The following is a 12,782-nucleotide window of genomic DNA, read 5'->3' on the forward strand; positions in this document are numbered from 1 at the left end:
CCCGGTCGTGCTCGTCAACGTCGTCGCGGGCGCGCCCGGGCGCACCGAGCGCGCGCGCCCCGCCGGGCAGCGCGCCGCCGACTGGGCGGAGCTGCTGCCGGAGCTGGGCGACGGCATCCACGTCACCAAGCGGACCTGGGGCGCGTTCCACGGCACCGGCCTGCACGACACGCTGCAACGGGCCGGCGTCACCCAGGTCGTGCTCGCCGGCATCGCCACCAGCAAGGGCGTCGAGTCGACCGCGCGCGCCGCGCACGAGCACGGATATCACGTCGTCGTGGCGTCCGACGCCGTCGCCGACACCGACCCGGACGCGCACCACAACTCGTTGACGCGCATCTTCCCGGCGCTGGGCGAGACCGGCGACACCGCCGAGATCCTCGCGCTGCTCGCCGCGGCGAAGGCCTGACCACGGGCGCCGCCACGACGCGCCCCTTCGGCGCGCGCTTCGTCACCCCGCTGCTGTGGAGCACCTCGCTCAACCCGATCAACTCGTCGATCCTCGCGACCTCGCTCGTCGCGATCGGCACCGCGTTCGACACCAGCGCCGGGCAGACGGCGACGCTCGTGGCCGCGGTGTACGTGGCCAGCGCCGTCGGCCAGCCCGCCATGGGCAAGCTCGCGGGAGCCTTCGGCGCGCGCCGGGTGCTGCTGGGCGGGCTCGGCGTGCTCGTCCTCGGCGGCGTCGTCGGCATGTTCGCGCCGACGTTCGGCTGGCTCATCGTCTCGCGGGCCCTCATCGGCATCGGCACCTCGGCGGGGTACCCGACGGCCATGTCGCTGATCCGCGGGCGCGCCGAGGCGGCCGGCACCGGCATCCCGGGCGGCATCCTCGGCGGCGTCTCCATCGCCGCGCAGGTGACCGCCGCGCTCGGCCTGCCGCTCGGCGGCCTGCTCGTGGGCGTGTGGGGGTGGCCCGCCGTGTTCGCCGTGAACGTGCCGCTGGGCCTCGCCGCGATCGTCATGACGCTCGCGTGGGTGCCCGCCGATCCGCCGCGCGAGCGGCGCGGGGCGGCGGCGGTGCTGCGTTCGCTCGATGTGGCGGGGGTGGCGCTGTTCGCGGTCGTCGTGATCGCGCTGTTCCTCGTGCTGGGGGACGCGCAGCATCCGTCGATCTGGCTCGTCGTCGTCGCCGTCGTCGCGCTCGCCGCGTTCGCCTGGCGGGAGCTGCGCGCGGCCGAGCCGTTCATCGACGTGCGCGCGCTCGCGCACTCCGGGCCGCTCGTGCGCACCTACCTGCGGCAGGCGCTGACGCTGATGGCCGCCTACACCGTGCTGTACGGGTACGTGCAGTGGCTGGAGCAGGGGCGCGGGCTCGGCGCCGGCATCAGCGGCCTGGTCATGCTGCCGATGAGCGCGGTCGCGGCGGTCAGCGCGGCAGTGATCTCGCGGCGGGCGTACATCCGGGTGCCGCTGCTGATCAGCGCGCTCGCGATCATCGCCGGCGGCGTCGCGATGCTCTTCGTCGACGGCGGCACCTCGGTCGTGCTGCTGGTGGGGCTGAGCCTCGTGTTCGGCGTCGTCATGGGGATGAACTCGACGAGCAACCAGGCGGCGCTGTACACGCAGACGACGGCGGCCGAGATGGGGGTCGCGTCCGGGCTGCTGCGCACCGCGGCCTACCTCGGCGCGATCTTCGCGTCGGCGGTGATCGGGCTCATCTTCCCCGGGCAGGCGGACGACGCCGGGCTGCGCCTGATGGCGGCGGTGCTGGTCACCGTGGGGATCGGCGTCCTGCTGCTGGTCGTGCTGGACCGCCGCATCCCGGTGCGAGGGCGGTGACCGGAGGGGTGGATGCCGCGTCGCGGCGCCCGTAGTGTCGGGCCATGGCCTCCGAGCGCATCACCCTGACCGTTCCGGGCCCGCACGGCGACCGCGAGGTCGGGCTGTCCAGCCCGAACCGCGTCGTGTGGCCCGAAGCCGGGATCACCAAACGTGAGCTCGCCGAGTACGTGATCGCGGTCGCGGGACCGTTCCTGCGGGCGAACGGCGACCGCCCGGTGTCGCTCGAGCGCTACGGCGAGGGCGTGGGCGGCGAGGCCTTCTTCTCGAAGAACCCGCCCAAGGGCGCGCCCGAGTATGTCGAGGCGGTGACCGTGACCTACAACAGCGGCCGGCGGCATCCGCAGCTCGTGCTCACCGAGCCCGCGGCGGCGGTGTGGGCCGTGCAGATGAACACGGTCGTCTTCCACCCCTGGGCCTCGCGCGCCGGCGACACCGACCGCCCGGTCGAGCTGCGCATCGACCTCGACCCGCAGCCGGGCACCGGGTTCGCCCAGGCCGCGGCGGTGGCCCCGCTCATGCGGGAGGTGCTGTCCGAGGCGGGCCTGGACTCGTGGCTCAAGACGAGCGGGAACCGCGGCATCCATCTGTTCTGCCCGATCGAGCCGACGCACGAGTTCCTCGACGTGCGTCACGCCGTGATCGCGGCGGCGCGCGAGCTCGAGCGGCGGGTGCCGGATCAGGTCACGACCGCGTGGTGGAAGGAGGAGCGCGGCGCGAGGATCTTCGTCGACTTCAACCAGGCGAACCGCGACCGCACGATGGCGGGTGCCTACAGTCCGCGCGGGACGGCGGGGGCGACCGTGTCGACGCCGATCACGTGGGACGAGCTGCCGGACGCCGACCCGCACGCGTTCACGGTGCGCACGGTGCCGGGGCGGCTGGCGGACGTCGGCGATCCGTGGGCGTCGTTCGACGCGTCGCCGGGACGCATCGACGTACTGCTGGAGTGGTGGGAGCGCGATCTCGCGGACGGACTCGGCGAGCTGCCGTTCCCGCCGGAGTTTCCGAAGATGCCGGGGGAGCCGCCGCGCGTGCAGCCCAGCCGCGCCCGGCGTGACTGACCCTGTCGAAGCCCGACCGTGTCCTCGCCTGCGCAGGAGATCTCCGCTGCGCAGGACGAAACGCGGCGAGATCCTCCTGCCTGGGGGATTTGTCCTGCGCAGGCGAGGACGCCGACCCGGGAGGCGTGCGCGGCATCCGTGACGGACGCGGCCGCGAGGCGTCAGGCCAGCACGGCGTCCAGGTCGTAGGGGGCGGGCTGCTCCAGCTGCGCGAACGTGCACGAGCCCGCCTCGCGGTCCGGACGCCAGCGCTCGAACTGCGCCGTGTGCCGGAACCGGGCGCCCTCGAGCTGGTCGTACCGCACCTCCAGCACGCGCTCGGGGCGCAGCCGCACGAACGACACGTCCTTCGCGCCGGTGAAGCGCGAGCGCTCGCCCGCGCCGGTGACGGCGGCGCCGGCGGCGTCCCGCTCCACGAGCGGGGCGAGCTCGTCGACCAGCTCCCGCCGGCGGGCATTGCTGAACGCGGAGACCCCGCCCACCTGCCGCAGCGTCCCGTCCGCGTCGTAGAGCCCGACCAGCAGCGACCCGACGCCCGCGCCGCTGGTGTGCACCCGGTAGCCGAGTGCGACGACATCCGCCGTGCGGGCGTGCTTGATCTTCAGCATCGTGCGCTTGCCGGGGGAGTAGGGCGCGTCGAGCGCCTTCGCGACGACGCCGTCGAGCCCGGCGCCCTCGAACCGGGCGAGCCAGTCGCGGGCGAGCGCGGCATCCCGCGTCGTGCGGGTGAGGTGCACGGGAGGGCGCACCCCCGTCAGCAGCGTCTCGAGTCGCGCCCGTCGCTCGGCGAACGGGCGGTCGGCGAGCAGCTCGTCGCCGACCGCGAGCAGATCGAAGGCGATGAACATCGCCGGGGTCTGCTCGGCCAGCAACGCGACGCGCGAGGCGGCGGGATGGATGCGGGCGCTCAGCGCCTCCCAGTCCAGCCGCGCCGGGTCGCCGGTCGCGACGACGATCTCGCCATCGACGAGGCACGGCTCGGGCAGCACCCGCGGCAGCGCGGCGACGAGCTCGGGGAAGTAGCGGGTCAGCGGCTTCGCGCCGCGTGAGCCCAGCTCGACGCTCTCGCCGTCCCAGGCGGCCAGCACCCGGAACCCGTCCCACTTGGGCTCGTACTCGAACGCACCCTCCGGCACGGCAGCCACCGCCTTGGCCAGCATCGGCGCCGGGATCTCATACCGCATGACCCCATCCTCCCGCGCGTCAGGCGAAGGCGCTCACACCGGTGATGTCGCGGCCGATCAGCAGCGCCTGCACGCTCTCAGTGCCCTCGTACGTGTGGATCGCCTCGATGTCGGCCAGGTGCATCATCACGCGGTTCTCCAGCAGGATGCCGTTGCCGCCGAGCAGGTCGCGCGCGGTCGACGCGACGCGCCGCGCCGCGCGCGTGTTGTGGTACTTCGCGAGCGAGGCCTGCGTCGGCCGCAGCGCGCCGGAGCTCTCCAGGTCGGCGAGGCGCCGGCAGAACAGCTGCATGGCGGTGAGGTCGGCGAGCATCTGCGTCAGCCGCTCCTGCACCATCTGGAACCGGGCGAGGGGCTTGCCGAACTGCGTGCGCTGCCCGGCATACGCCAGCGCCGCCTCGTAGCACGCCGTCGCGTGCCCGAGCGCCGACCACGCCACCCCCGACCGGGTCGAGTACAGCACGATCGAGGCGTCCTTGAACGAGTGCGTCCCCGGCAGCACCGCGTCGGCGGGCAGCCGGACGTCGTCGAGCTCGATGTGGGCCTGGTGGATGCCGCGCAGCGACGTCTTGCCGGTGATGACCTCGCCGCGGTATCCCGGCGTGTCCTGCTCGACGAGGAAGCAGCGCACGCCGCCGTGATCCGGCTCGCCGGGGGCATCCGCCCGTGCCCACACGAACGTCACCCCGCCCGACGCCCCGTTGCCGATCCACTTCTTCGCGCCGCGGAGGACCCACTCCTCGCCGTCGCGGCGGGCGACCGTCTCCAGGCTCACCGAGTCCGAGCCGTGATCGGGCTCGGTGAGCGCGAACGAGCCGAGCACCTCGCCGCGGGCGAGCGGCGCGAGCCAGCGGGCCTGCTGCTCCGGACTGCCGAACAGCGCGAGGGTGCGCAGCGCCAGCCCGCCCTGCACGGCGATGACGGTGCCGAGCGACCCGTCGCCGCGGGAGATCTCCATGTTCACGAGGCCCGCGGCCAGGGGGGAGATGCGGGTCAGCGCCGGATGGTCGATGCCGTCGGTGAACAGGTCGAGCTCGCCGAGGCGGCGCACGAGGTCGAGCGGATAGTCCGCGGTGTCCCAGGCGGTCGTCATCCGGTCGCCGACCTCGTCGACGAAGGACTTCGCGCGGTCCCAGACCGCACGGTCGGCGGCCGGGATGTCGGCGAACACCGCGTCGTAGTCGGTGCCCTGCCGCTCGGTGACCTGATAGCGGGTCACGCGTTCCCCGGGATACGTGGCGTCGTCGCTCATCTCGCTCCTCTATGCGTGAGACTAAGTGTCTGACGTCATGGTACCCAGTGCCACTATGGGTCAGCCGAGCTCGTCCCGCAGGCGCCGTGCGACCTCCGCCGGCGGCATCCGCCGGGGGAAAACCGCGACGACCAGGTCGTCGTCGGCCGGCGAGCTCGCGGCGGCGACGCCGAACCGTTCGAGCACGTGGTCGAGCGCACGGCGCAGCACGGACGCCGGAACCCGCTTGGACTCGCGCAGCAGCTGGCGCAGCACGTGGTTGTGCGTCGCGGTGACCAGGGCCGCGAAGCCGACCGCCTCCACCGGCTCGAGGTCCGGCAGCACACGGCGGAGATACTCGGTGAACAGCCGCTCGTAGCGGAACGTCGTGACGATCTCGCGGTCGCGCAGCGTCTCGACCTGGCGCACGACGGCGAACCGCCGCCGGGCCAGCTCGGGATCGGCCGCGAAATGGCGGAACACCCGCATCGACGCCTCGCACACCGCCTCCCAGGGGCTCGGGTGCGGGCGCAGCAGGTACTCGCGCAGCTGACCGAGCAGCAGCTCGTGATCGGCGAAGATGACGTCGTCCTTGCCCCCGAACTGGCGGAAGAACGTGGAGCGCGAGATGCCCGCGGCGTGGGCGATCTGATCCACCGTCGTGGACTCGAACCCCTGCGACGCGAACAGGTCGAGCGCCGCCGCCACGACCGCGGTCCGGGCGTCTTCCGTAGACGTGGTCTCGCTCATGGGGTCCGAGCCTACTCGTGCGGATCGGCGCGGCCGTGCGGCGTCCGTGGACAAGACCCATAGGCGTGCGGTAGTAGGCTGGGGGATTGGTCGATTATCTCGACATCGAGACGTTTTTCTGCGCCTTGACCCCCCACATTCGCCCCAGCGAAGGACACTCTGTGGATCTTTACGAGTACCAGGCACGCGATCTGTTCGAGAAGTACGGGGTGCCGGTGCTCCCCGGCATCGTCGCCGACACCCCGGAGGAGGTGAAGGCAGCGGCCGAGAAGCTCGGCGGCGTGGTCGTCGTCAAGGCGCAGGTCAAGACCGGCGGTCGCGGCAAGGCCGGCGGCGTGAAGGTCGCGAAGACCCCGGACGAGGCGTACGAGGCCGCGAAGGCGATCCTGGGGCTGGACATCAAGGGCCACGTCGTGGGGCGCGTCATGGTCGCCGGCGGCGCCCGCATCGAGAAGGAGTTCTACTTCTCGGTGCTGCTGGACCGCTCGAACCGCTCCTACCTGTCGCTGAGCTCGGTCGAGGGCGGCATGGAGATCGAGGAGCTGGCGACCTCGCGTCCCGAGGCCCTCGCCCGTGTCGAGGTGAACCCGCTCACCGGCATCGACCGGGCCAAGGCCGAGGAGATCGCCCGGGCGGCGCGCTTCCCCGAGGAGCTCGTGGCGAAGGTCGCCGACGTCTTCGTGAAGCTCTACGACGTGTACACCGGGGAGGGCGCCACCCTCGTCGAGGTGAACCCGCTGATCCTCGACGCCGACGGCGAGATCATCGCGCTGGACGGCAAGGTCACGCTCGACGACAACGCGACCGAGGTGCGTCACCCGGAGCACGAGGCGCTCGAGGACAAGGACGCCGCCGACCCGCTCGAGGCCAGGGCCAAGGCCGCCGGGCTCAACTACGTCAAGCTCGACGGCCAGGTCGGCATCATCGGCAACGGCGCGGGCCTGGTGATGTCGACCCTCGACGTCGTCGCCTACGCCGGCGAGGACCACGGCGGCGTGAAGCCCGCCAACTTCCTCGACATCGGCGGCGGCGCGTCTGCGACCGTCATGGCTGCGGGCCTGGACGTCATCCTCGGCGACGAGCAGGTGAAGTCCGTGTTCGTGAACGTGTTCGGCGGCATCACCAGCTGCGTCGCGGTGGCCGAGGGCATCGTGAAGGCCCTCGAGATCCTCGGCGACGAGGCCAACAAGCCGCTGGTCGTGCGTCTCGACGGCAACCAGGTCGAGGAGGGTCGTGCCATCCTCGCCGCCGCAAGCCACCCGCTCGTGACCCTCGCCGCCGGCATGGACGAGGGCGCCGACAAGGCCGCCGAGCTGGCGAACGCCTGACCGAGCCGCATCCGGATAAGGAACTAGGACTATGTCGATCTATCTCAACAAGGACTCCAAGGTCATCGTCCAGGGCATCACCGGCGGCGAGGGCACCAAGCACACCGCCCTCATGCTGAAGGCGGGGACCCAGGTCGTCGGCGGCGTCAACGCCCGCAAGGCCGGCACCACGGTCTCGCACACGGATGTCGACGGCAACCCGGTCGAGCTGCCGGTGTTCGGCACCGTGGCCGAGGCCATCGCGGCCACCGGCGCCGACGTGTCGATCGCGTTCGTGCCGCCGGCGTTCACGAAGGACGCGATGATCGAGGCCATCGACGCCGAGATCCCGCTGCTCGTGGTCATCACCGAGGGCGTGCCGGTCGGCGACACCGCCGAGGCGTGGGCGTACGCGCAGAGCAAGGGCAACAAGACCCGCATCATCGGCCCGAACTGCCCCGGCATCATCACCCCGGGCGAGTCGCTCGTGGGCATCACCCCGGCCAACATCACCGGCAAGGGGCCGATCGGGCTGGTGTCGAAGTCGGGCACGCTGACCTATCAGATGATGTTCGAGCTGCGCGACCTGGGCTTCTCCACCGCCATCGGCATCGGCGGCGACCCCATCATCGGCACCACCCACATCGACGCGCTCGCCGCGTTCGAGGCCGACCCGGAGACCAAGGCGATCGTCATGATCGGCGAGATCGGCGGCGACGCCGAGGAGCGTGCGGCCGCCTACATCCAGGCGAACGTGACCAAGCCGGTCGTCGGCTACGTCGCGGGCTTCACCGCCCCCGAGGGCAAGACGATGGGGCACGCCGGCGCGATCGTGTCCGGCTCCGCCGGCACCGCGCAGGCGAAGAAGGAGGCCCTCGAGGCCGCCGGCGTCAAGGTCGGGAAGACCCCGTCCGAGACCGCCGCGCTGATGCGCGAGATCATCGCCGCCCTCTGACGCGCCGCCGTACCCCGCGAGACCGCATCCTCGCGCCGAGACGGTGGGGTCACCCCACTCTCTCGGCGCCCGGATGCGGTCTCGCGACATGGGGGTGAGCCCGCGGGGGATATGCACGGCGAGGTGAGGGGGCGCGGGACGCCCGGTCACGTATGCTCGCCTAGGCCGCGGCGGGCGGCGGGGGAGCGGGGAACATGGGCGAGGGCGGGATGCGGCCGTGGCCGCGGGCCCTGCTGATCTGCGGCACCGTCGTGGCCGGCATCGCGATCGTCATCGGCGTGCTGTGGCTCACGGTCGGCACGCGCCCGCTCTGGAACCTCTCCGCCCACGTCGCCGCCGCGGACGAGACCGCCACGGTGGGCGCGGTGACCGTGCCGGTGCCGGCCGGCTGGGCCACCGAGCATCCGCCCTTCGACGACGACACCCTGCTGCTGCTCAGCCCCGACCGTGACCTCGAGATCACGGTCACGACCGCGGCCCAGACCCCGGACGCCGCGTTCGCGGACGCCGCGCCGGCCGCCTCGGCGCCGGTGAGCGAGATCCTCCGCAGCGGCGCACGGTCGATCCACACCCGCACCGCGCCCGACGCGATCGTCGCGGTCGTCGGAGCCGACGGGCAGTCGCCCACCGCCGTGCTCGCCGCGCACGCGACCACCGGCGACATCTCCGGGTACACGGCGACGATCGCCGCCGTCCTGGACGGCACGGCGGTGGCCCGGTGACGCGTCGCGACCGGCTCACCCGCGCCGCGGCGCTGCTGGCCGGTGCCGCGCTGATCCTCCTCGCCGGCTGCGCCCCCGAGCCCGAGTCGGGCTGGACCCCCGCCGCCTGGAGCAACGCGGCGGTGACGGTCACGACCATGCCGGACCCCGTCGACGCGACCACGGTCGCCGACCTCGAGGGCCAGCGCATCCGCAACGACACCGTCGGCATCCAGGCGCGCTGGATGCAGCTGCCCGGCGACGCGTCGATCGACGCGCGCCTGACCCAGGTGGTGCGCGACGCCGTCTCGGCCCAGGCCAGCGCCGCCGGGGCCGCCTATGCGCCCGCCGTGTTCCCGCAGGGCACCGGCCTGGCCGACCGCACCTGCGTGGACGGCTCCACCCTGCGCGCCGGGTCCGAGCTGCTCGCCGACGCCGCGCTCGGCCCCGCGGACGGCACCGGCACGGCCGTCGCGTGCGACGTGGTCGCCGCCGCGGGCACCTTCTTCGGCGAGCGGCTGCGCGTCGTGACCGGCAGCGGCGGCACCGTCACCGCCGACGCCACGACCGTGCTGTACACCGACACCGCGACCGGCGAGGTCGTCAGCGCCGACCAGCTGTGGACGGACGCCGCCGCCGGCGCCCTGTGGGACGACGTCGTCGACGCGCTGCGCCGGCAGGCCGGGGCGCTGAGCCTGGCCACCGTCGCCCCCGCGACCGACGACGAGCTGGCGGCCGTGCGCGCCGCTCTGGCGCAGACGGTCGTGGCCGCCGACGGCTCGCTCGTGTTCACGCTCCCGGCCGGGTTCACCGCCCCGGCGCTGAGCGACGCCGGCATCGGCGCCACGACCGAGCCGGTGACGATCGGCGTGTCGCCGGCGGCGTCCGCGGGTCTGGTCACCGACTTCGCGACGGGGCTCATGGCGGCCGCGGGCACCGCCTACCAGGCGCCCGCGGCGGTGGCGGCCGGGTTCGAGGCCGTCGACTGCACGCTCGTGCCGTGCGTCGCGATGACCTACGACGACGGCCCGAGCGACTGGACCCCGCAGATCCTCGACGCCGTCGCCGCCCACCACGCGGCGGTGACCTTCTTCGCCATGGGCCAGAAGGCCGCGACGTACGCCACCACGATGCAGCGCGCCCTCGCCGAGGGCAACCTCGTCGAGAACCACACCTGGGACCATCCGCATCTGACGACGCTCACCGCCGCCGAGGTGACCGCGCAGATCCAGGACACGACCGCCGCCATCACGGCGGCGACGGGGACCGCGCCGACGGTGTTCCGGCCGCCCTACGGCCAGTACGACAGCACCGTCCTGGCCGCCGCGGGCATGGCCGCCATCACCTGGGACGTCGACTCGCTCGACTGGACCGGGCTCGCCGACGACGCGCTGACCGAGCGTGTCGTCGACGGGCCCTCGCCGGGCTCGATCGTGCTGCAGCACGACATCCAGCAGAACACGATCCGCACGGTCAGCGCCGTCTACGACGGGCTGGCGGACCGCGGGTTCACGATCGTGAACCTGAAGCAGCTGTTCGGCGGGACCCTGCCCACGAGCGGCGTGTGGAGCGACGCCCGCTGACTCACCGGCATCCGCCGGATCGCGCTGCCCCGCGCCGTCTCCCCGGGAGCCGGAGCTAGCCGATCAGCGCCTCCAGCGGCCCGCGGGCGAAGAACACGACGAAGCCGGCGGCGACGATCCACAGCAGCGGGCTGACCTGCCGTGCCCGGCCGGTCACCGCCCGGATCACGACCCAGCTGACGAAACCGGCGCCGATGCCGTTGGCGATCGAGTAGGTCATCGGCATGACCGTGATCGTGAGGAACACCGGGATCAGGATGGACAGGTCGGTGAGGTCGATGTGCCGGATCTGCGCCATCATGAGCGCGCCGACCACCACCAGCGCCGCCGCCGCGATCTCGCTGGGCACGATCGTCGTCAGCGGCGACAGGAACATCGCCAGCAGGAACAGCGCGCCGGTGACGACGGTGGACAGGCCGGTGCGCGCCCCCTCGCCGATGCCGGCGCCCGACTCGACGAACACCGTGTTCGACGACGCGGAGGTGAAGCCGCCGGCGACGGCGCCCAGGCCCTCCACGACCAGCGCCGAGCGCAGCCGCGGGAAGGTGCCGTCGGCGTCCGCGAGCCCCGCCTCCCGCGACAGGCCCGTCATCGTGCCCATCGCGTCGAAGAAGTTCGTGAACAGCAGCGTGAACACGAGCATGACGGCGGCGAGGACGCCGATGCGGCCGAACGCGCCGAAGCTGACCTGGCCGACCAGGCTCAGATCCGGGATGCTGAGCCACTGCGACGGCAGCGTCGGCACCGTCAGCCCCCAGCCGCCGGCCTCGTCGGCGGCGGAGCCGAGGTGCCAGATCGCCTCCACGACGACGGCCACGATCGTGCCGATCACGAGGCCGATCAGGATGCCGCCGCGCACCCGCAGCACCATCAGCACCGCGATCAGCAGCAGCGTGAGCACGAACAGCAGCGTCGGGATCGTGCCCACCGAGCCGGACACGCCGAGCCCGACCGGCGGCGAGGACAGTCCGGTCGAGGTGGCGAAGCCGCCGTCGACGAAGCCGATGAACGCGATGAACAGGCCGATGCCGACCGAGATCGCCGTCTTCAGCGCCAGCGGCACCGCGTCGAAGATGAGCCGGCGCAGGCCGGTGGCGGCGAGGATCACGATCAGTGCGCCGTTGATGAGCACGAGCCCCATGGCCTCCGGCCAGGTCACCTCGCCGACGACGTTGACCGCGAGGAACGAGTTGATGCCCAGGCCCGCGGCGAACGCGAACGGCAGCCGGGTGACGACGCCGAACACGATCGTCATGACCCCGGCGGTCAGCGCGGTGACCGCCGCGACCTGGCTGAAGCCGAGCGAGTTCCCCACGACATCCGCCGTGCCGGACAGGATGATCGGGTTCAGCACGACGATGTACGCCATCGCCACGAACGTGACCAGGCCCCCGCGCACCTCCCCGAGGATCGTGGAGCCGCGCTTCGTGATCTCGAAGAAGCGGTCGATCGGATGGACGGTCGGTGCGGGTGCTGCAGGGTGCATGGATCTCCTCCCCGCCGCCGACGTTAGCGTGCCCGCCGTCGTCGGCGCACGTCTTGTCCGGCATGCCGCCGGGCGCGGGCGCCGCGCGCCGTTAGGGTCGATGAGGCATGCAACGCGTCCTCGTCATCCTCCTCTCCGCGCTCGACGCGCTCGTCGCGGTGGCCGTCGGCGCGGCCGCCGCCCTCGCCCCGCTCTCGGTGCTGTGGTTCGTGGCGTTCGGCGTGCCGGACTGGTCGGCGCTGTGGCAGGCCGCGGCGTCCGTCTGGCAGCTCGGCCACGCCGTGCCGCTGGCGATCACGCTGCCCGAGACCTATCTCGTCGCCACCGGCATCGACGCCTCGCTCGCCCAGTTCACCGTGTCGCTGGCCGCGCTGGGCTTCGCGTCGTTCACCGTGCTGTTCGCGTACCGCTCCGGCGGCCGCGCCGCGCGCGCCGGGGCGTGGCCGACCGGTGTCGTCGCCGGCGTCGTGGTGTTCGCCGCCGCCGCGGCGGCGATCGCGTACACCGGGCGCAACGACGTGGCGGCGGTGGACCTGTGGCAGGCCGTCGGCTACCCGGCCGCGTTCTACGCCGTCGCGGCGCTCGCCGGCGCCGTCGCCGCGGCCTGGCGAGACGGCGACGACGGCCCGGTCGACCGGCTGCGGGATCGGATCGCCGCCGCGCACGGCGCCTGGCCGCAGGTGCCCGCCCTGATGGCCCGCGGCAGCGCGGCGGCGCTCGCCGGGCTCACGGCCGCGGC

General features: G+C 73.0%; 12 protein-coding genes. 8 read left to right on the forward strand and 4 right to left on the reverse strand.

The features are described from left to right. The 3 genes from QM626_RS05445 to ligD form a co-directional block, all read left to right on the forward strand. Nucleotides 1-409, forward strand: a 409-nt coding sequence (locus QM626_RS05445) for an isochorismatase family protein (RefSeq protein ID WP_415074801.1), incomplete at its 5' end; no start/stop codon positions are given. Nucleotides 410-462: 53 nt separating this feature from the next. Continuing rightward, complete coding sequence (locus QM626_RS05450) at nt 463-1,782, forward strand: MFS transporter (RefSeq protein WP_415074803.1); 1,320 nt, start codon at nt 463-465, stop codon at nt 1,780-1,782. Between the two features lie 44 nt (nt 1,783-1,826). Further along, a complete protein-coding gene (gene ligD, locus QM626_RS05455; RefSeq protein WP_415074781.1) occupies nt 1,827-2,846 on the forward strand; it encodes a non-homologous end-joining DNA ligase in 1,020 nt (339 codons plus the stop codon). A gap of 161 nt (nt 2,847-3,007) precedes the next feature. Here ligD and QM626_RS05460 read toward each other — a convergent pair whose 3' ends face one another. Genes QM626_RS05460 through QM626_RS05470 form a run of 3 tightly spaced genes read right to left on the reverse strand, consistent with a single transcriptional unit; the run spans nt 3,008 to nt 6,011 of the window. Continuing rightward, nucleotides 3,008-4,030, reverse strand: coding sequence for an ATP-dependent DNA ligase (locus QM626_RS05460; RefSeq protein WP_415074783.1), 1,023 nt, complete (start codon nt 4,028-4,030; stop codon nt 3,008-3,010). 19 nt (nt 4,031-4,049) lie between these two features. Further along, nucleotides 4,050-5,282, reverse strand: a complete 1,233-nt coding sequence (locus QM626_RS05465) for an acyl-CoA dehydrogenase family protein (RefSeq protein ID WP_415074785.1) — start codon at nt 5,280-5,282, stop codon at nt 4,050-4,052. Between the two features lie 60 nt (nt 5,283-5,342). Next, nucleotides 5,343-6,011: a TetR/AcrR family transcriptional regulator gene (locus QM626_RS05470; protein WP_415074787.1), complete on the reverse strand. Its 669-nt coding sequence runs from the start codon at nt 6,009-6,011 to the stop codon at nt 5,343-5,345. Between the two features lie 161 nt (nt 6,012-6,172). On the opposite strand from QM626_RS05470, the gene sucC reads away from it, so the two are divergent. The 4 genes from sucC to QM626_RS05490 all read left to right on the forward strand — a co-directional run bounded on the left by sucC (nt 6,173) and on the right by QM626_RS05490 (nt 10,557). After that, nucleotides 6,173-7,339 (forward strand): ADP-forming succinate--CoA ligase subunit beta, encoded by a 1,167-nt coding sequence (gene sucC / locus QM626_RS05475; RefSeq protein ID WP_415074789.1) that lies wholly within the window; start codon nt 6,173-6,175, stop codon nt 7,337-7,339. A gap of 31 nt (nt 7,340-7,370) precedes the next feature. After that, the gene (gene sucD / locus QM626_RS05480; RefSeq protein ID WP_415074791.1) at nt 7,371-8,273 is read left to right on the forward strand and encodes a succinate--CoA ligase subunit alpha; all 903 of its coding nucleotides are present in this window, start codon (nt 7,371-7,373) and stop codon (nt 8,271-8,273) included. Between the two features lie 194 nt (nt 8,274-8,467). Next, nucleotides 8,468-8,995, forward strand: coding sequence for a hypothetical protein (locus QM626_RS05485; RefSeq protein WP_415074793.1), 528 nt, complete (start codon nt 8,468-8,470; stop codon nt 8,993-8,995). Continuing rightward, the gene (locus QM626_RS05490) at nt 8,992-10,557 is read left to right on the forward strand and encodes a polysaccharide deacetylase family protein (RefSeq protein ID WP_415074795.1); all 1,566 of its coding nucleotides are present in this window, start codon (nt 8,992-8,994) and stop codon (nt 10,555-10,557) included. The genes QM626_RS05485 and QM626_RS05490 overlap by 4 nt, the downstream gene beginning before the upstream one ends. A 55-nt stretch (nt 10,558-10,612) precedes the next feature. Here QM626_RS05490 and QM626_RS05495 read toward each other — a convergent pair whose 3' ends face one another. Then, nucleotides 10,613-12,043 carry an NCS2 family permease gene (locus QM626_RS05495; RefSeq protein ID WP_415074797.1) on the reverse strand — a complete coding sequence of 477 codons (1,431 nt, stop codon included), beginning with the start codon at nt 12,041-12,043 and terminating at the stop codon, nt 10,613-10,615. Nucleotides 12,044-12,150: 107 nt separating this feature from the next. Here QM626_RS05495 and QM626_RS05500 point away from each other — a divergent pair. After that, nucleotides 12,151-12,782: DUF6350 family protein (locus QM626_RS05500; RefSeq protein WP_415074799.1), on the forward strand; the 632-nt coding region annotated here is incomplete at its 3' end.

Origin of the sequence: Microbacterium sp. (genome assembly GCF_047606385.1) — a bacterium.
GTDB lineage: Bacteria > Actinomycetota > Actinomycetes > Actinomycetales > Microbacteriaceae > Microbacterium.